Source organism: Rhodococcus sp. S3 (assembly GCF_058211795.1).
In genome coordinates, this window is sequence record NZ_CM177074.1 from 4,576,182 (window position 1) to 4,592,911 (window position 16,730).

Here is a 16,730-nt window from a genome sequence, read left to right on the forward strand (position 1 = left end):
CGTCGGCCGCTCCGATGTGGCGGTCGGGAACCGAGGAGCGGAGTACCTTGCTGTGCATGTCGGAGGAGATCGCCGAGATCCGTACCCTCGCCGATGCCCGGGAGGTGTTGGCATCGCAGCCGTTCAGCGTCCTGATCGGAGCCCGCCTGACCGAATACGAGCGCGGGCGGGCCGTACTGGAGATACCGCTCAGGGAGGAACTGCTCCAGCAGTTCGGTTTCGCGCACGGCGGGGTTCTGGCCTACGCGGCCGACAATGCGCTCACGTTCGCCGCGGGCACGGCCCTCGGCCCGTCGATCGTGACGACCGGTATGAGCCTCGACTACCTGCGGCCCGCCGGGGGCACGCTCCTCCGCGCGGTCGCCACCGTCGTCAGCACCAGTCGCAGGCAGTCGTTGTGTCGTTGCGAGATCTACGCCCTCGCGGAGGACGGCGTGGAGAAACTGTGTGCCGCCGCGCAAGGAAGCGCTCGCGTGATCGACCTGAACGGATGAGCGACGGAACCACCGCATGAAGGTCAGTCGGTTTGTGGTCCGAGTTCGACGATGCGCGCGGCGATCGTCGCCACCGGCACACTCGATTCCTGCGACAAGGCGACCATCATCGCGAAAGCACGATCGGCGTCCACGGCGAAACGTTCCATGAGCATGCCCTTGGCCTGGCCTATGAGATCCCGGGATGCGATTGCCGAGTGAAACTGCATCTGCCGACGACTCGAGACGAAAGCGATCGCGGCGTGGGCTGCGAGCACCTCCCCGATGTGAATCGCCGCCTCGTCGAAGGCACTTTCTTCGGCGGAGAACAGGTTCAGCGCTCCGGCCTGCGTGTCGTGGGTATAGAGCCGGAACGACACGACGCTGCGTACCCCGGCTTCGACGGCTGCAGGCGTGAACATGGGCCAGCGCGACTCGGTGGCCAGATCGTCACTGCGGGTGAACACCGTGTCGACAGCGGAATCGACGCACGGCCCTTCTCCGACCCGGGCCTGCAATGCATCGATCTGTGGCGGCAACTGTGACGTCGCTGCGTGCGATTCGAACTTTCCGCGACCGGTGATGACGAGGACGTCGGCACTGTCGGTGCCGGGAATCAGTTCCACGGCGGCGGTCGTGATCCGTTGCAGAGTCGTGTCGAGATCCGTACCCGCACCGTCGAAGGACCGCGCGAGCTCGGCCATCGTGCGGCTCAGACGGTCGGGGTTCAGGTCGGACTTGAGGCACACCTTCCGAAAGGTCGGTGCGCTCGTCGGCGGCACCGATGGCAGTAGAAGCATCGGCGCCGTCACAGCGACACCGAGGTACGGGACCACCAGCCTATCCGCGTGATCGGTCCGGACAAGGGGCCCAGCGGCACATGCAGAGACGCTCGAAACCTCGGTCCGGCGTTCAGGCCAGCCCGAAGATCCTGGCCAGGCGCATATCGGAGTCGTACAGGGCGTCGGTGTCGAAGGTGGAGGCGGAACTGAGCACCTCGTTCGCGCCGGTGGAGGCGATCAGCTTCTCGAGCCCCTCGGCCACCTGATCCTCGGTTCCGGCCAGCGAACCCTTCACGGTCTCGTCGACGATGCGGTGGCGACGCTCGGTCATCGGCTGCCGGCGGATCTCCTCGATCGGGGACAGCGGCGGGAACGCACCCGCCTCGCGCGAGACCGCCATTGCCCAGGCCTCCGGAAGCTGCAGCTCCCGAGCCTCGGCTTCGGTGTCGGCGACGAGGATGTCCGATCCGACGACCACGTAGGGCTCCGCATCGGGTGTGGCCGGGCGGAAGTCGGCGCGATAACGGTCGAACGGTTCCGATCCCTGCCGCAGAAGCGGTCCTGCGACGACGACGGGCAGGCCCAGACGCGCCGCCAGCCGCATACCCTGCCCGGTGCCGAGGACGAAGATCGGAGGCGGCTCGGGCAGTCGAGGACGCACCGTCACCTCGGCGGTGCCGTGCAGATACCCGCGCAGTTCCTCGATCTCGGCGGCGAAGTCGTCCGCGTCGGCCTTGTGGGTCCGCAGCGCATCGCGCACGGGTGCGGTGAATCCGAGGGAACGACCGACACCCAGATCGATTCGTCCCGGGTGCATCGCTTCGAGCATCGCGAACTGTTCGGCGACGACGATCGGTTGGTGATTGGGCAGCATCACCCCACCCGAGCCCACCCGGATCCGGCTCGTCCGATCCGCGATCGCACCGATGAGCAGCGGCGGAGCACCCGACGCGATGCCCGGGACGGCATGGTGTTCGGCCACCCAGAAGCGGTGGTAACCGGCTGCCTCGGCGAGTTCGGCGCGACGCAGGGTCTGCCGCAATGCGGCAGCGTCCGGCTGCCCCTCCCGGGTCCGGGAGCGGTCCAGCAACGACAACGCCACCTGCACGGTCGTCTCAACACCACAACCGTCGCGGATCTTCCCTGCGGGTCAGGGATCTTCGGGCCCCCAGGCGCGTCCGGCTGCGATCCAGTCCCCGTGGAAGTGGAGTTGCCCGTGCTCCGAAGCCTTCTGCGCCGCGGCGACACCGTGCGCATCGGCGACGTACAGCAGGAGGTTGGCAATGGCGTTTCCGACAGCGACGACCTGGTCGCGGGGATCGCTCGCTCGGATCGCCACCTCGGCGAGTGCGCGCCCGGCACCGATGGCCTCCGCCAGGGACCGGTGGTGGAGCTGGGTGCAGCCGGCACGACCGCAGGACAGACACAGGTCCGATACGTGATCACCCGTCGGAGTCCTCATGTCATTTCCTGCCGAAACATAAAACCAATTATGTCCGATTTCGTTTCGGCACCGAATGGGAGGTGCCGACGTACTCGACAATGCCACTCCGAGCGGCAGGGTCGAACTGTTCACGGCCGCGGGTTCTTCCGGGTCCACCGCGGCCGGTCGCTGCGGGTGGCCGCCGTGCAGCGACGACACGGGACGACTCCGTGCTCGCCCAGTTCCGCCAGGTACAGCGCGTCGCTCCACGGCACGTGCGGAAAGCGATCGAGGCGGGCGCGGGAGAGCGGCACCCCGCACAGGGTCTGATTGGTGCCGGGCGTCCATGCGTGGGTGTCGCCGGACGGGTAACGGATCCCGTCGGTATCGGTCCATCGGCCCGACGCAGCGACCGCCGGGCTGGTGTGCTGAGCCATGGGTCCGGGTTCCCGCTACCGGGTGGGATTACTCGATACGGGATGCTGCGAGCATCTCCTCGATCGACACGAACTTCAGGCGTGAGCGTCCCGCCGCCGAACCGCGGGCCTTCTCCTGCTTGTCGATCTGCAACCAGCCCCGGTAATCGATGTGCTCCGGGCGCCGTTCGGCCACCAAGGCAGCAAGCTTCTCCCGATCGGCGACCGGCTCGGGCAACTTGCCCTCGACGAAATCGTCGAGGATCTTCTCGACCGTCTCGGCCGAGCACTGCTTGTTGGTGCCGATCACCCCGCTCGGGCCCCGCTTGATCCAGCCCGCGGTGTACACACCGGGCACCGGCGCCCCGGTCTCGGCGTCGATCACCCGACCACAATCGTTCGGGATCACCCCGCGCCGCTCGTCGAAGGGCAGCCCGGCCAACGCGGTGCCGCGGTAACCGATCGAACGCAACACCAATCCCGCCTCGAGGGTTTCGGTCTGCCCCGTCGGGCGGGCCTCGAGACGACCATCGACCTCGACGAGTTCGTTGCCTTCGAGGGTGATCGACTCCACCACGCCGTCGCCGGAGATCTCCACGGGCGAGGCGAGAAAACGCAGCACGATCCGCTTGTTGCCCTCGGTGGGGGTGCGGCGGGCGAATCCCTCGACCTGCCGCACCTTCAGCGCCAGGCGGGGTTCGACCTCCGGATCGTCGATCAGCGTGCGGCTGACCGGATCGAGTTCGACCTCGACCGGATCGACGACCACGTCGACGCCGGGCAGCGAGCCGAGCGCGAGCAGTTCGGGGTTGGTGTAGGCGGCCTGCGCCGGGCCGCGCCGGCCCACCACCACGACCTCACGGATGTTGGACTTGCGCAACGCCTCGAGCGCATGCTCGGCGATGTCGGTGTGGGCCAGATCGTCCGGGTCCATCACCAGCGCCCGCGCCACATCCAGGGCGACGTTGCCGTTGCCGATGATCACCGCCCGCTCGGCCGACAGATCGAAGGTGCGGTCGGCGAAATCCGGGTGCCCGTTGTACCAGGCCACGAACTCGGTGGCGGCGTGGCTACCCGCCAGATCCTCGCCGGGGATGTTCAGCCTGCGGTCGCCCGCCGCGCCGACGGCGTAGATCACCGCGTGATGGTGGGCGAGCAGTTCCTCGTGGGTGATGTGGGTGCCGACCTCGACGTTGAAATAGCACTGGGTGTTCTTGTGGCCGATGGCGCTGCGGAAGACGTCGCCGACCCCCTTGGTGCTCTGGTGATCGGGGGCCACACCGGCACGCACGAGCCCGTAGGGGGTGGGCAGACGATCGAAGATGTCGACCTGCACCGCCGAGTGTGTCACCAGATCCATCGCCGCATAACACGCGGCCGGACCGGACCCGACGATCGCGACCCGCAAGGTGCCCAGCTCGGCGGGCAGCTTACGGCGCGTGCGCAACTCCGGCCAGTCCGGTCCGATCGGGTACCGCCGGTAGTACTCGGCGTTGATCTCGAGGTACGGCTCCTGCGCCGGGGTCAGTTCGTTGTCGGCAGCGATCGCGTCGACCGGGCACTCGTCGACACAGGCCCCGCAGTCGATGCACGTGTCCGGATCGATGTACAGCATCTCCGTCGTGGCGAAGGGTGCTTCGTCGGGCGTCGGGTGGATGCAGTTGACCGGGCAGACCTCGACACACGAGACGTCGTTGCAACACGCCTGGGTGATTACATAAGCCACAGTTGTACCTGCCTACAGTGCCGATTCCGGACAACGAACGGGCCTCAGACTAGTACACGTTCCAGTTTCGGTCGAGAACCACGTTCTCGAAATAATATCATCGGATTTCCGACTACTGAAGCGCGTCAGATGTCCGTTTCGGTGCTCGACTCGATACGGAAACCGATCTTGAGCGTGACCTGCGTGTGGGCCACCCGGCCGTCGTCGATGTGACCCCGGATGTTGACCGTCTCGAACCACTCGAGATGCCGCGTGGTCTCCGCTGCTCGGGCCACCGCTTTCGCGATCGCGTCGTCGACTCCCGTCGTCGACGATCCGACGACCTCGATCACCCGGTAGACATGGTTCATGGCTGAACTCCTCGAATCGGCGATGCTCCGATTCGGATCGTCCCGCCCCCGAGCGACCCCCGTCCCCGGAACCACGAAAATGACAGGAAGATTCAGGCACGACGCGCCAGCGACCGGGCGAGTTCACCCAGACGGGCCAGACGCAGGTCCCCGAGCGGGATCGCGCCGGCACCGAGCCGGTTGGTGACGAAGGCGAGCGACAGGCCGGTGTCGAGATCGGCGTACGCCCCCGAACCGCCCACTCCGTAGTGCCCGAGCGCACCGCGCGGGCGCTGGATGCTGGCGAAGATGGGCTGGTGGTAGCCGAGCCGCCACGCCATCGGCACCCCGAGCACGTAGTCCCGGCTGCGCACCCGCACGCGCGACATCTCGTCGATCGTGGTGGCGTCGAGGAACTTCACGCCGTCGATCGTCCCGCCGGCGGCGATCGCCCCGTACATACGCGCGAGCGAGCGGGCGGTGAACACACCGTTCCAGCCCGGCATCACCGAGTCGTGCACGGCCGGGTCGCCGACGAGCCGGTCGAAGCCGTCGGGCATTGCAGCTTCGGCGAGACCGCGGGTCGGTTCGAGTCGCGACAGCACCGCGGCGCTCGCACCCCAGTGCAGTCCGACCGGAGCGAGTCGTGGGAACAGCTTCGCGATGCGGCCCCGCTCGTCGTGCGGCACGCGGTACCAGAAGTCGGGATCGCCGAGGGGCCGAGCGATCTCCCGCTCCACGACCTCCACGAAGGGCAGGCCGGTCACCCGCTGCACGAGTTCGGCGACGAGCCATCCGTAGGTGACGGCGTGGTAACCCGATCCGCGCCGACGCCGGCGATCCGGCGCCGCCTGCTCGAGAGCCGCGACGGTCGCCTCGTAGTCGAGGATCCCGCGCATCCCCGGAACCAGGCCGCGCACCCGGTGCAGACCGGATCGGTGGGTCATGACGTCCGCGACGGTGATGCCTTCCTTGCCGTTCGCGGCGAACTCCGGCCAGTACTGCGCGACGGGCGCGAAATAGTCGACCATTCCGCGCTCGGCCAGGCGGTGTACGACGGTCGACGCCACGCCCTTGCCCGTCGAGAACGACAACGCCATGGTGTCGCGGCTCCACCGGCGATCGGGGGCCGACCAGCCGGACCAGATGTCGAGAACCTTCTCGCCGTGGAGATAGGCGGTGAGTGCGCCGCCGCCGTCCCGGGGACGCTTGTACAGCGAGAAGAACGCGTCGGCCAGGCGCAGGAACCGCGGATCGACGACCATCTCGGTGGGCGCCGCCGGGCCCGGCCGGGCGTCGATCTGCCCGGGGACGTGCACCGGCGCGAACGACGCTGTCGCCCCGGCAGGTTCGAAGACTGCTCCGGTCGTCATGTGCGACAGGCTACGACGACGCGGAACGTAAAGGAAGGGTTTACGTACAGTCTGTTTGTCGACGATCCCGGCGAGACGCGCCGAATCTACGGCAGGAGCGATGGCGGCGTCTGCGCGCCAGGAGTGAAGTACCGGAAGTCGCCCAGCACGACGCACCCGCGTGCGGCCTCGAGTTCGAACGCGGCCGCCGCCGTGCCCTCGCACAACACCGGATCGTCGGCGTCGCCCACATAGGCCTGCGACTGCGGACCCGCGGCGACAACCGCGGTGCCCGGACTTTCGAGCACACCGAGCGCCAGGGCCTGCTCCCCCACGCCGATCGCGAACAGCCGTCCCGACGTGCTCTCCCCGGCGCCGACACCGCCGTCGAATCCGGCGGCCACCACCTGTGCGGCGCCGCGGGCGTCGGCGAATCCCACGCCCCGCTCGCCGTAGCTCCACGCCTCGGCGGTGCCGTCGGTGGACGCGCCGCACGCTTCGTCGCCGTCGATCTGCACGACCTCGGCCGGGGCGCCCGGCGGTGCCGTGCACGTCGTGGCCGCGGACGCGGTCTGAGGAAGCAGGAATCCGGCACCGATGGCAGCAGCGAACGCTGCCCCGACGCCGAGAACCCGACCGGACGCCCACGAGCGAATCACGACATCGACCTTTCCGAGCCTCACGCGACTGTTTTCTCGGACAGTTTATGGACTCGCGCTTCGGGAGGTCTCATAGACGAGGTCACGACAGGGACGCGATTCCCGAACGTTCCGGTTCACGCGTCCTTCGCCCGGTCGGTGTCGCGCGACGGTTGGACGCGCTTCGGCTCCCCCGGCATCTTCGGGTGATTGGGCGGATACGGCAGGTCGCCGAGACCGTCCGCCGCGTCCCGTTCGGCCATCTCGAGCAGGACGTCCAGCGAGTGTGCGTGCGCGTCGAGATCCGCCATCGGGTCGCCGCGCTTCGCCAGCAGATCCGGCACGGTGGCGATCGTGAAGTCGTCGGGTTCGGCGTCGACCAGTTCGTCCCAGGTCAGCGGAGTCGAGACGGTCGCGATCGGGGTGCGGCGGACCGAGTAGGCCGAGGCGATCGTCTTGTCGCGCGCGTTCTGGTTGTAGTCGAGGAAGAGCCGCTCTCCGCGTTCCTCCTTCCACCACGCCGTCGTCGCCCGCCCGTCGCTGCGCCGCTCGATCTCACGCATGAGCGCGATCCCGGCGCGACGGACGCCGACGAAATCCCATTCGGGCACGATCCGCAGATAGATGTGGAGCCCCCGCCCACCGGACGTCTTCGGATATCCGGTGAGGCCCAGTTCGTCGAGGAGCGGGCGCACGACCTCCAGCGCCACGGCCCGCGCGTCGCCGAAATCGGTTCCCGGTTGCGGGTCGAGGTCGATACGCAGTTCGTCGGGGCGGTCGGTGTCGCCGCAACGCACCGGCCACGGATGGAAGGTCACGCACCCGAGGTTCGCCGCCCACACCACGTCGGCGGCCGAACACACACGCAGCGCATCGGCGGTGCGCCCCGACGGGAACGTGATCTCGCAGGTCGCCACATGGTCGGGTCGCTTGACCGGTGCCCGCTTCTGATAGATCTCCTCCCCCTCGATGCCGTCGGGGAAGCGCTGCAGATGCGTCGGCCGGTCGCGCAGGGCCGTCAGGATCGGGGCGTCGAACTCGGTGGCGATCCTGCGGTAGTACTCCACGAGGTGCCGCTTCGTGCCACCCTCGGCGCCGAGCTGCGGGAAGTAGATCTTGTCGGGATTCGACAACCGCACGGGCGTGCCGCCGACGTCCAGCTCCTCCACGGGCGAACGCTTCGTGGCCATGTCAGTCCTCCGTCCGGTCGAGCACATCCGACAGGTCGTAGCGCACCGGCACCTCCAGTTGGTCGAACGTGCAGCTCTCGGGGTCGCGGTCGGGACGCCACCGCAGGAACTTCGCTGCGTGCCGGAACCGCATTCCCGCTCCCGACACACCTTCCATCTGGTCGTACGCGACCTCCACGACACGTTCGGGACGCAACGGCACCCAGCTGCGATCCACCGCCGAACGCCACCGCGTCGGTTCGCCCTGCTCGACGACGTCGTCCCCGAGTCGCAGCGGCTGCAGTTCGGCGAGCAGTTCCTCACGTCGCTCCCGCGTGAATGCCGAGGCTCCGCCGACCATCGCGAGCTCGCCGTCGTGAAAGAGCCCGAGCAGCAACGACCCGATGCCCTCGACGCTCTTGTGCATGCGGTAACCCATGAGAACGCAGTCGGCGGTGCGAGCGTGCTTGAGTTTGAGCATCTCCCGCTTGTCGGGCACGTAGAGCCCGTCGAGTCGCTTGGCGATCACGCCGTCGAGGCCGGCGCCCTCGAACTCCTCGAACCAACGGCGAGCGGTATCGGTGTCGGTCGTGGCCACCGTGACATGGCAGCTCTTACCCCCGCCGATCTCGGATCGCAGCCGCGCGCGCCGCTCCGCGAACGGGGTCTCCATGAGGTTCTCGTCGCCGAGCGCGAGCAGATCGAAACCGACGAACACGGCCGGTGTCTGCTCCGCGAGCATCGTGACCCGGCTGGCGGCCGGATGGATCCGCTCGGACAGCGCCTGCCAGTCGAGCCGGGTGCTGCCGTCGTGGTCGCGCGGGACGACGATCTCCCCGTCGACCACACACCTGCGGGGCAGTTCGGCGCGCGCGGCATCGGCGAGTTCCGGGAAGTAGCGCACGAGGTCCTTGCCTCCGCGCGAGCCGAGAACCACCTCGTCGCCGTCGCGGAAGACGATCGCCCGGAAACCGTCCCATTTGGGTTCGTAGGACCACTCGTCGGGGCCGTCTTCGGGTTGGGAGGGGACGGTGGAGGAGACCTTGGCGAGCATCGGGGCGAGCGGCGGCACCACAGGCAGGTCCATGCGGCACATCGTTCCACCCCCTACGGGTACCGGCAGCACTTCCGTAGGCTCTTCGACCATGAACATTCTCCGAGGGGCGGCCGGTGCCGCGATGGCGTTGGCGGCAGCAGGGGTGCTCGGAGGATGCGCGACCCAGGTCGAAGGGCAGGCCGTGCCCGCCGCGAACGCCCTGGACACGTCCGCGGCGCCGTCCTTCTCCCTACCCACCACGACCCCGTCGGCGTCGTCGTCGACCGAGTTGAGTGTCGACGTCGCAGCCGGCGAATGCGTCGCGCTCGGCGGCACCGTCGACGACGCGACCATCGACTACGCGGTGTGCGGCAGCCCGAGCTCGAATTACAAGGTCGTCGACGTCGTCGATGCCAGTGCCATGTGCCCCGGCGACATCGACCAGACCTACTACGAGTCCTTCGGCGGCATCGAGGTCGGCGCATTGTGTCTCGACATCGACTGGGTGGTGGGCGACTGCATCGACCTCGGCGGCGAGGATCCGCAACGCATCGACTGCGGTGAGCCCGCGGTCCAGGGCGAGGAGGTCACCGAGATCCTGCTCGACACCTCCGACGTGAACGACTGCTCGACGTCCGAGGGTGGCTTCGTGTACCGGGAACGCAACTTCGTGGTCTGCACCGACACCATCTGAGGTTCCCTCCTCGTGCGGATGCCCGTCGCCGCCGCGACGGAGCATGTCGGTGCCTCCCGCAACAATGCGTTCGACAGATCATCATCCGACGGACGCGAGGACGGAACATGACGCACTGGCCGGACAGACCGATCTGCGCGTTCGATCTCGAGACCACCGACCGGGATCCCCGCAACGCCCGCATCGTCACGGCCTGCGTCGCGACCTTCGACGGCGACCGCATCGACACACGCTCGTGGCTGCTCGACCCGGGTATCGCGATACCCGAGGAGACCACCGCGATCCACGGCATCACCACCGCCCACGCCCGCGCCGAAGGACTCGACTATCTCGAGGGATACAAGCAGATCCGGCAGGCCGTGAGCGACGCGTGGGCACGCGGCCACATCGTCGTCGCGTTCAACGCCAGCTACGACCTGACGGTCCTCGACTCCGAAGGACGCCGGCTCGGCCTCACGGGACTCGACATCGGCACGGTCGTCGACCCGTACGTCATCGACCGGGAGATGGACCGCAGCCGGCCCGGCAGGCGCACACTGCAGGCGGTGTGCGAGGCGTACGGGGTGTCGCTGCCGAACCCGCACGAGGCCGAGGCCGACGCGCTCGCCGCCGGCCACCTGACCCGCGCGCTCGTGGCAAGATTCCCCGAACTCGCCGAACTCGACATCATGGCCGATCAGGCCGCCTGGCACGCCGAACGGCAACGCAGCTTCGCCGAATACCTGCGCGGGCTCGGGCGCGAGGTCGTCGACGTCGACGACAGCTGGCCCGTCCGGCTCCCCACGCCGGTGGGCACCGACGTCCTCGAGCGTCCCGCGACCGAGACCAGGTTCCGACGCGCGTTGCGCGCGATCCGCGAGTTCTTCCGGCGACTGCGCCGCCGCTGATCAGGAGAGCAGTCGATCATGGCAGCAGTCCCTGCCGCCGCGCCTCGACGACCGCCTCGTGCCGACTGCGCACATCGAGTTTGTCCATGGCGTTGCGCAGATAGGTTTTCACCGTCTCCACGCTCAGCGACAACCTGTCGGCGATCTCCGCGTTGCGGCAGCCCAGCGCCACATGACTCAGCACGTCGTGCTCGCGCGCGGTCAGATGTGTCCGCGGGTGCGATGCGCCGTCGCGCGCCCGGGTCAAGGTCTCCTCGACCGTCCGTACCTGTTCCCTGATCGACGGATCATCGGTCCGGGCCGCGATCGCCCGCAACGCGACGAGACTTTCCGTCAGCGCTTCGGAGACGGAGGCAGGCACGGTGGCGCCGTGCGCGGCCCGCGTGTTCCCGATCAGCGACACGCGGCGATCGACCTCGTCGCGGATCTCGATCTCCCGCGCGAGTTCCGCGGCCGACCGCACGACCTTCTCCGCCACCACGTCGCCGATGGTCCGGTTGACCCTCAGCCCGCCGTAGATCGCCGCCCGCGTGCGTCCGCGCACCACGACCGGCACGGCGAGCAACGACTCGATTCCCTCACCGGCGACCTGCCGGTCGTAGTGGTGGGTGATGTGCGGGGAGGTGAAGTAGTCGGCGACCGCGCCGGGTCGTTGTTCGACGACCACTCGCCCGCCGAGTCCGCGTTCGGCGGCGATCACCAGATTGCGCAGGACACGACCGCGCGTGCCGACGAATCCGGACAGGACCACGTCCGAGCCCTGCACCGCGCCACCGAAGAGCACCGGTAGTTCCGTCGTCGCCTTGAGGTCGCGCAGGGTGGCGCGGAGGGTGTCGAGATCGTCGGGACGCAGCACACCCGGCACGGCGACATCCATCGATTGCTCCTGCTCTTCTCTCCGAACACCCACTTTCGAGGGTAGAGGGGGCAGTTCCACGATTCGTAACCTGCACATCGCCCGGTGTTGCGACGATCACAGAAGACGCCGGAATCCGAGTAGGCCACCCCCGGAGGTACCCGTGTCCATCGCTCCCGCCCGTCCCGGCTCGACCGGAGCCGCGAACTACAGCCAGATGAGCCCGCTGCGCTTCCTGGAACGGTCCGCGGCGGTGTTCCCGGATCGCACCGCGATCATCCACGGCGACCGCACGTACACCTACGCGGAGTTCGCCGACGAGGCGCAGCGGCTCGCGCGCGTGCTGCGCAGCCGTATCGAGCCGGGCGACAAGATCGCGTACCTGACCCCGAACGTGCCCGAGATGCTCATCGCGCATTTCGCGGTTCCGCTCGCGGGCGGTGTGCTGGTCGCGCTGAACTCGCGGCTGGCCGGGCCGGAACTCGAGTACATCCTCGACCACTCCGAGACGAAGCTGTTGTTCGTCGACTCCGAACTGCTCGGATCGGTCGAGAACGTCCGCGACAACGTTCCGAGCGTCGCCGAGATCATCGAGGTCCCCGATTCCACCGTGCCGGCTCCCGACGTCCCCGCCGGGGTGGCCACCGCCCGGTACGACGAGTTCCTCGCGCAGGCCGACTCGCTCGATGCGACGCCGCTGCCGTGGAGCGTCGACGACGAACTCGGTGTCATCACCCTCAACTACACCTCGGGCACGACGGGCAAGCCCAAGGGCGTGATGTACACCCACCGGGGCGCGTACCTGAACTCGCTGGGCGAGACCTTCCACAACAGCTTCGACGGGCAGAGCAAGTACCTGTGGACGCTGCCGATGTTCCACTGCAACGGCTGGTGCACGCCGTGGGCAGTGACTGCCGCGGCGGGCACCCACATCTGCCTGCGGGCGGTGCGGGCCGACGCGATCTGGGATGCCATCGACAACCTCGGCGTCACCAACCTGTGCGGTGCGCCCGCGGTGTGCTCGACCATCGCGAACGCCGAACAGGCCCATCCCCTCGACCGTCCGTTGCGGATCACTACGGCCGGCGCGCCGCCGTCGCCGACGGTGATCGCCCAGCTCGAGAAGATCGGCATCACGGTCGTGCACGTCTACGGACTCACCGAGGTGTACGGCCCGTACACGATCTGCGAGTACCAGGACAGCTGGGACGACAAGCCCGCCGACGAACGTGCCGCGCTGCTCTCCCGTCAGGGCGTGGGCATGCTGCAGGCGGAGACCGCACGTGTGGTCGACGAGGACATGAACGACGTGCCCGCCGACGGCGAGACCATGGGTGAGATCGTGCTGCGCGGCAACAACGTCATGCTCGGCTACTACAAGGACCCGGACGCGACCGAGGAGGCGTTCCGCGGCGGCTGGTTCCACACCGGCGACCTCGGCGTGATGTACCCGGACGGATACATCCAGCTCAAGGACCGCGCGAAGGACATCATCATCTCCGGCGGCGAGAACATCTCGACGGTGGAGGTCGAGCAGGCGATCGTCAGCCACCCTGCGGTGCTCGACGTCGCGGTCGTCGGCGTTCCGGACGAGAAGTGGGGTGAGCGTCCCAAGGCGTTCGTGATCCTGAAGAAGGACGAATCGGTCACGGCCGAGGAGATCATCGACTACACCCGCACGCTGCTCGCCGGATACAAGGTGCCGCGCGACATCGTCTTCCCGCTGGAGCTGCCCCGCACCTCGACCGGGAAGATCCTGAAGTTCGAGCTGCGATCGGCCGAAGCCGCCGAGGGGTGAGCCGACCCCTCACGACTGCATTGGATACTCGACGCCATGACATCCGGTACCGGTAACAGCACCCGTCGCCTCGACTCGACGGGACCCGATCCCGCCCAGTTCCGGGTGCACGTCGTCACGCAGGCGATCCGCCTGTTCTCGGAGTTCGGCTACGAGTCGACCACCGTCGAGCAGATCGCCGCGGCAGCAGGGGTGTCGCGGCGGACCTTCTTCCGGCAGTTCCGGTCGAAGGAGGACGTGATCTTCGCCGATCACGAGTCGCTGCTCGAGCAGGTCGCCGAGTACCTCTCGCAGGATTTCGACGATCCGTGGGCGGCGGCCTGCGAGGGGGCCAAGCTCGTCTTCGGGCACTTCCGGGACCGGCGCGAACTGGCGGTGTGGCGGTATCGGGTGGTGCAGCGGGTGCCGGCGCTGCGGGAGCGCGAACTCGTCACCACCTATCGCTACGAGCGGTTGTTCACCGACTTCCTGCGCGCCGCCGTTCCCACGGAGAAGCCGGTGCGCACCGTCAGCTTCGCGGCGGCGATGACCGCCACGCACAACTTCGTGCTGCGCGCGATGATCCGCGGCGACGAGTCCGCCACCGCCGAACGCCTCGAGCAGGAACTTCTCGAGCTCCGCCGCACGTACGGGGTGGTTCCGGTGCCCGAAGGCGCGACGAACGGGAAGGCCGCGCCGGCCCCGCCTGCGGTCGCGGTGGTGACCTATCCGGCTCATCTGACACCGGCCGAGATCGCCGAGCAGGTTCGGCTCCAGCTCGAAGACGCACGTCAACACCGTTGACCTGGCACTGAGTGCCGTGGTTACAATCGACTCATTCCGTCACGTCGCGAACCCTCGCCTCGCTATGCTCGAGGGAGCTACGCTCGCAAATCTGGCACCGCGTGCCGTTAGGAGTCCGCCGTCATGGCCCTCGATCCCGACTTCGATCTGTTCAAGCTCTCCGAGGAGCACGACGCTCTGCGCGAGGCCATCCGCGCGCTCGCCGAGAAGGAGATCGCGCCCTACGCCAAGGACGTCGACGAGAACTCCCGCTTCCCGCAGGAAGCCCTCGACGCCCTCAACAAGTCGGGCTTCAACGCCATTCACGTGCCCGAGCAGTTCGAAGGCCAGGGCGCCGACTCGATCGCCGCCTGCATCGTCATCGAAGAGGTCGCCCGAGTATGTGGCTCCTCCTCGCTGATCCCCGCCGTCAACAAGCTCGGCACCATGGGCCTGATCCTCCGCGGCTCCGACGAGCTCAAGGCCAAGGTCCTCCCCGACATCGTCAACGGTGCGATGGCCTCCTACGCACTGTCCGAGCGCGAAGCCGGCTCCGACGCCGCCTCCATGCGCACCCGCGCCAAGGCCGACGGCGACGACTGGATCCTCAACGGCTCCAAGTGCTGGATCACCAACGGTGGTAAGTCCACCTGGTACACCGTCATGGCCGTTACCGACCCCGAGAAGGGTGCCAACGGCATCTCCTCCTTCATGGTCCACAAGGACGACGAGGGCTTCGTCGTCGGACCGAAGGAGAAGAAGCTCGGCATCAAGGGCTCCCCCACCGCCGAGCTGTACTTCGAGAACTGCCGCATCCCCGGCGACCGCATCGTCGGCGAGCCGGGCACCGGCTTCAAGACCGCTCTCGCGACCCTCGACCACACCCGCCCCACCATCGGTGCGCAGGCCGTGGGCCTCGCCCAGGGCGCCCTCGACGCGGCGACCGCCTACGTCAAGGACCGCAAGCAGTTCGGCCGCCCGATCTCCGACAACCAGGGTGTGCAGTTCATGCTCGCCGACATGGCGATGAAGGTCGAGGCCGCACGCCTGATGGTCTACACCTCCGCTGCTCGCGCCGAGCGCGGCGAGCCCAACCTCGGCTTCATCTCGGCCGCCGCGAAGTGCTTCGCGTCGGACGTCGCCATGGAGGTCACCACCGACGCCGTGCAGCTGTTCGGTGGCGCCGGCTACACCACCGACTTCCCGGTCGAGCGCATGATGCGCGACGCCAAGATCACGCAGATCTACGAGGGCACCAATCAGATCCAGCGCGTCGTCATGTCGCGCGCTCTGCTGCGCTGACACCGGTCGCGTAGGTTACCCCCGGAACATCACAGCAATCAGGAGTTACCGCAGTGGCAGTGGAAAAGGTAGGCGTGATCGGTGGCGGCACCATGGGTGCCGGTATCGCCGAGGTGTGCGCGAAGGCCGGTAGCGACGTCCTCGTCAAGGAGACCACCGAGGAGTTCGCCGCCGCAGCACGCGAGCGTCTGAAGAAGTCGATCGGACGCGGCGTCAAGTCCGGCAAGATCACGCAGGAGGACGCCGACGCGGTCCTCGGACGGATCCGCGTCACCCTCGACCTGAACGAGTTCGCCGACCGCGACCTCGTCGTCGAGGCCGCCCCCGAGATCGAGTCGCTCAAGGTGGAGATCTTCTCCGAGCTCGACAAGATCGTGAAGCCCGAAGGCATCCTCGCCACCAACACGTCGTCGATCCCCGTCATCAAGATGGCGCAGGCGACGCAGCGGCCCGGCAAGGTCGTGGGCGTGCACTTCTTCAACCCGGTGCCGGTGATGCCGCTCGTCGAGATCATCTCGGCGCTCACCACCGACGAGGCCACCGCCGACACGGTGTTCGACTACGCGAAGAACACCCTCGGGAAGACGGCCGTGCGCGCGGGCGACCGTGCGGGCTTCATCGTCAACGCCCTGCTCATCCCGTACCTGTGCTCGGCAGTGCGCATGCTCGAGTCGGGCTACGCGACAAAGGAAGACATCGACGCCGCGATGAAGGGCGGCTGCGGCTACCCGATGGGTCCGCTGACCCTCATCGACACTGTCGGCCTCGACATCACCCTCAACGCCGCGCAGTCGCTGTACGACGAGTTCGCCGAGCCGCACTTCGCTCCCCCGGCACTGCTGCGTCGCATGGTCGACGCGGGTCGCCTGGGTCGCAAGACCGGCGAGGGCTTCTATAGCTACAAGTAGGCCTCACTCGGACGCCCCTGCCGTTCCTTCTCGGAACGGCAGGGGCGTCTGCGCATCCGGACAGCCGGGAGGTACGCAACAACAGTTCCGGGTTCGCAACACGGCCAGCAACTGCCGGCGTTGCGAACCTTCACTACGTGTTGCGTACCTCGGGTACGACCGATGCCCCGCTCGAAGTC

18 protein-coding genes are annotated in these 16,730 nt (G+C 67.9%); 7 read left to right on the top strand and 11 right to left on the bottom strand.

The annotated features are described in order from the left end of the window. Window positions 1-56: 56 nt before the first annotated feature. Window positions 57-494: a hotdog fold thioesterase gene (locus AC0LPE_RS21120; RefSeq protein WP_160874451.1), complete on the top strand. Its 438-nt coding sequence runs from the start codon at window positions 57-59 to the stop codon at window positions 492-494. A gap of 23 nt (window positions 495-517) precedes the next feature. Here AC0LPE_RS21120 and AC0LPE_RS21125 read toward each other — a convergent pair whose 3' ends face one another. The 10 genes from AC0LPE_RS21125 to AC0LPE_RS21170 form a co-directional block, all read right to left on the bottom strand. Further along, window positions 518-1,309, bottom strand: a complete 792-nt coding sequence (locus AC0LPE_RS21125) for a GAF and ANTAR domain-containing protein (RefSeq protein WP_490605162.1) — start codon at window positions 1,307-1,309, stop codon at window positions 518-520. 76 nt (window positions 1,310-1,385) lie between these two features. Next, entirely contained in the window at window positions 1,386-2,357 is a 972-nt protein-coding gene (locus AC0LPE_RS21130) for an LLM class flavin-dependent oxidoreductase (protein WP_490605163.1), read from the bottom strand. A 48-nt stretch (window positions 2,358-2,405) separates the two neighbouring features. Next, on the bottom strand, window positions 2,406-2,717 hold the full coding sequence (locus tag AC0LPE_RS21135; RefSeq protein WP_490605164.1) for a hypothetical protein: 312 nt from the start codon (window positions 2,715-2,717) through the stop codon (window positions 2,406-2,408). 110 nt (window positions 2,718-2,827) lie between these two features. Next, window positions 2,828-3,115 carry a hypothetical protein gene (locus AC0LPE_RS21140; RefSeq protein ID WP_016693660.1) on the bottom strand — a complete coding sequence of 96 codons (288 nt, stop codon included), beginning with the start codon at window positions 3,113-3,115 and terminating at the stop codon, window positions 2,828-2,830. A gap of 28 nt (window positions 3,116-3,143) precedes the next feature. Beyond that, window positions 3,144-4,820, bottom strand: coding sequence for an FAD-dependent oxidoreductase (locus AC0LPE_RS21145; RefSeq protein WP_490605165.1), 1,677 nt, complete (start codon window positions 4,818-4,820; stop codon window positions 3,144-3,146). 125 nt (window positions 4,821-4,945) lie between these two features. Next, window positions 4,946-5,170 carry a dodecin gene (locus tag AC0LPE_RS21150; protein WP_016694754.1) on the bottom strand — a complete coding sequence of 75 codons (225 nt, stop codon included), beginning with the start codon at window positions 5,168-5,170 and terminating at the stop codon, window positions 4,946-4,948. A 92-nt stretch (window positions 5,171-5,262) separates the two neighbouring features. Next, a complete protein-coding gene (locus tag AC0LPE_RS21155; RefSeq protein ID WP_145690763.1) occupies window positions 5,263-6,522 on the bottom strand; it encodes a serine hydrolase domain-containing protein in 1,260 nt (419 codons plus the stop codon). Window positions 6,523-6,608: 86 nt separating this feature from the next. Then, a complete protein-coding gene (locus AC0LPE_RS21160) occupies window positions 6,609-7,160 on the bottom strand; it encodes a DUF6764 family protein (protein WP_490605166.1) in 552 nt (183 codons plus the stop codon). A 116-nt stretch (window positions 7,161-7,276) separates the two neighbouring features. Then, complete coding sequence (locus tag AC0LPE_RS21165) at window positions 7,277-8,329, bottom strand: DNA polymerase domain-containing protein (protein WP_490605167.1); 1,053 nt, start codon at window positions 8,327-8,329, stop codon at window positions 7,277-7,279. A 1-nt stretch (window position 8,330) separates the two neighbouring features. Continuing rightward, entirely contained in the window at window positions 8,331-9,395 is a 1,065-nt protein-coding gene (locus AC0LPE_RS21170) for an ATP-dependent DNA ligase (protein WP_490605168.1), read from the bottom strand. Window positions 9,396-9,453: 58 nt separating this feature from the next. On the opposite strand from AC0LPE_RS21170, the gene lppU reads away from it, so the two are divergent. Next, entirely contained in the window at window positions 9,454-10,038 is a 585-nt protein-coding gene (gene lppU / locus AC0LPE_RS21175; protein WP_490605169.1) for an LppU family putative lipoprotein, read from the top strand. Between the two features lie 107 nt (window positions 10,039-10,145). Next, window positions 10,146-10,925: a 3'-5' exonuclease gene (locus tag AC0LPE_RS21180; protein WP_423658045.1), complete on the top strand. Its 780-nt coding sequence runs from the start codon at window positions 10,146-10,148 to the stop codon at window positions 10,923-10,925. A 16-nt stretch (window positions 10,926-10,941) separates the two neighbouring features. On the opposite strand, the gene AC0LPE_RS21185 is transcribed toward AC0LPE_RS21180, so the two are convergent. Further along, window positions 10,942-11,802: a response regulator transcription factor gene (locus AC0LPE_RS21185; protein ID WP_088898700.1), complete on the bottom strand. Its 861-nt coding sequence runs from the start codon at window positions 11,800-11,802 to the stop codon at window positions 10,942-10,944. Between the two features lie 142 nt (window positions 11,803-11,944). On the opposite strand from AC0LPE_RS21185, the gene AC0LPE_RS21190 reads away from it, so the two are divergent. The 4 genes from AC0LPE_RS21190 to AC0LPE_RS21205 all read left to right on the top strand — a co-directional run bounded on the left by AC0LPE_RS21190 (window position 11,945) and on the right by AC0LPE_RS21205 (window position 16,551). Further along, window positions 11,945-13,579 carry an acyl--CoA ligase family protein gene (locus AC0LPE_RS21190; RefSeq protein ID WP_490605170.1) on the top strand — a complete coding sequence of 545 codons (1,635 nt, stop codon included), beginning with the start codon at window positions 11,945-11,947 and terminating at the stop codon, window positions 13,577-13,579. A 36-nt stretch (window positions 13,580-13,615) separates the two neighbouring features. Further along, window positions 13,616-14,362, top strand: coding sequence for a TetR family transcriptional regulator (locus AC0LPE_RS21195; protein ID WP_160874467.1), 747 nt, complete (start codon window positions 13,616-13,618; stop codon window positions 14,360-14,362). A 123-nt stretch (window positions 14,363-14,485) separates the two neighbouring features. Then, window positions 14,486-15,643, top strand: coding sequence for an acyl-CoA dehydrogenase (locus AC0LPE_RS21200; protein ID WP_490605171.1), 1,158 nt, complete (start codon window positions 14,486-14,488; stop codon window positions 15,641-15,643). 59 nt (window positions 15,644-15,702) lie between these two features. Next, window positions 15,703-16,551 (top strand): 3-hydroxybutyryl-CoA dehydrogenase, encoded by an 849-nt coding sequence (locus AC0LPE_RS21205; protein ID WP_490606388.1) that lies wholly within the window; start codon window positions 15,703-15,705, stop codon window positions 16,549-16,551. Window positions 16,552-16,730 lie beyond the last annotated feature (179 nt).